Origin of the sequence: Shewanella sp. 10N.286.54.B9 (assembly GCF_041468565.1) — a bacterium.
Classification (GTDB): domain Bacteria; phylum Pseudomonadota; class Gammaproteobacteria; order Enterobacterales; family Shewanellaceae; genus Shewanella.
On the sequence record NZ_JBFRIY010000078.1, the window covers coordinates 4,114 to 6,108 of the forward strand.

General features: G+C 42.5%; 2 protein-coding genes and 1 pseudogene. All 3 read right to left on the reverse strand.

All coding sequences use genetic code 11. From position 1 onward, the window contains the following. Positions 1 to 899: ketoacyl-ACP synthase III (locus AB4135_RS20960; protein WP_371995367.1), on the reverse strand; the 899-nt coding region annotated here is incomplete at its 3' end. Positions 900 to 996: 97 nt separating this feature from the next. After that, positions 997 to 1,668, reverse strand: a complete 672-nt coding sequence (locus AB4135_RS20965) for a GntR family transcriptional regulator (protein WP_371995368.1) — start codon at positions 1,666 to 1,668, stop codon at positions 997 to 999. Positions 1,669 to 1,775: 107 nt separating this feature from the next. Further along, a pseudogene (locus AB4135_RS20970) lies at positions 1,776 to 1,995 on the reverse strand (aldehyde dehydrogenase (NADP(+))); the annotation flags it as partial.

Genomic DNA, 1,995 nt, shown 5'->3' on the forward strand with positions numbered 1-1,995 from the left:
TGGTTTGGTTGAATTTTACCTTGTTCCAAAGCATCACAAATAGCGATGGGTATGGTTGCTGCAGAGGTATTGCCATAATTAGCAATATTAACTACGGCTTTTTCTTTTGGAATTTTCATACGGCTAATTAACGTATCAATAATGCGTTCGTTAGCTTGGTGTGGAATGACCCAATCGATATCGTCTTTGTCGATACCACACTTTTCAATGACCTTAGTGCTCAGTTTCCCCATGCCTGCAATGGCACGCTTAAAGATCTCTTGGCCATTAAACTCGATATAAAAATCGAGTGAGGAAGCTTCGAATCTGTCCATTGCAGTACCAAAGCCAGCTTTTAGAATATCACGACCAGCAGGATCATTATTAAGCTCATAACCCAATACGCCAATGGCTTCATCTGTTGCTTCAAGAACGACGGCACCAGCACCGTCCCCGAATAAAACTGCAGTTTCTCGGCGAGACCAATCTAAGAAAAATGATAATCTTTCTGCGCCAATGACTAAGACCTTTTTACACTGGCCACTTCTGATCTGTGAGCTAGCAAGTCCAGTACCATAAAGAAAACCACTGCAGGCTGCATTGATATCAAACGCGGCACAACTTGCACCTATGTTTGCTTGCACCGTCGAGGCAATATTTGGGATCAAAGTATCTGGCGTAGCGGTTGCTAGAATTATCATATCTAGATCGCTACCTTCAATACCGGCTGCAGCAAGTGCACGCTGAGCGGCGACTGATGCTAGCTCTGATGTATTCACATGACTAATATGACGCTGGCTTATTCCTGTACGAGGTTTAATCCACTCATCTGAAGTCTCGATAAAAGTCGCGAGATCATGGTTGGTCAAAGTTGCAGGAGGTACACATTTGCCCCATCCCGTTATTGTTGCGTACTGCATTTAGGTATTCTCTCAAAATAAAAAGGCAGAACCTGAGGTCTGCCTTGTCAATCAGTATAAGTAAAGCTTAACAAGTCTTTTCACACTCAACAGTGAGCTATCCCTCTTGTTGAGCAACTAACTCTCTAATTGCTTCAGCTGCTTGGAGGATGTGGGCACGTAAAAGTTTAACAGCGTTATCAACATCACCTTGTTTGCAGAGATCAAGCAATTCTCTGTGGTCTCTTTGGGCTTTTGGGATCCCGCTAGCCAAATAAAGCTCTAGTCGAACATATCTGTCACAGTTGGTATTAAGACCATGGACAACCTCAATAGTATGAGGCTTGTCAGCTGCACGGTATAAACAGATATGGAACTGTGAGTTTAAGCCGCTCCAGCTTTCAATTTCGTCTTTATCTTGAAAGGCGACATCGAGTGCATCTAAAATTGTTTCAGCTTCAGAAAAATGTTCTTCAGTCATATGAGGAATTGATTTAGCTAATAGATCGGTTTCAATCAATGCTCTTAAATCAAATAGCTCAGTAACTTGAACTGCTGACAAAGTGGTTGCCGTCGCGCCTTTATGGGCTTCAAACTTAACTAACCCTTCAGCTTCTAATTGCAGTAATGCCTCTCGTACGGGGATCCTGCTCACATTCATTTCGTCGGCAAGGGCGCTTTGGCGTAATGGCATGCCTGCAGCAATTTCTCCTGATAGGATTTTTTCCCTCAATACTTCTACAACTACTTGAGTGCGTGTTTTATGAACGATAGGAGTTATTCTGCTCATATATCCTGTTTTTATGTTAGTTGTTCAAGATGATTTTCTTAGACTACCGCTTAAATAAGTATAATGAAAGGGAAACAAGTTGTTTCCCTGTACATAATTTGAAATGTTTAGAATGTGATGATGTTAGCTTGGCCTTCTTTTAACCGGCATGGCAAAAGAGACGTTGGCATGTTTTGGATACACAAAGGACGTTCAAAGCGAGCTTTAGCTTGGCTACCAACAGAAGTGGTACGGCTATCAGTGCTGGCAGGGTAAGGACCACCATGGTTCATAGAATGACAAACCTCAACTCCTGTTGGCATCTGGTTGAAAATTAGGCGACCAACA

Bases quoted from the DNA above. Each gene is read 5' to 3' on its own strand.
- AB4135_RS20965 (WP_371995368.1), bottom strand. From the start codon at position 1,668: ATGAGCAGAATAACTCCTATCGTTCATAAAACACGCACTCAAGTAGTT.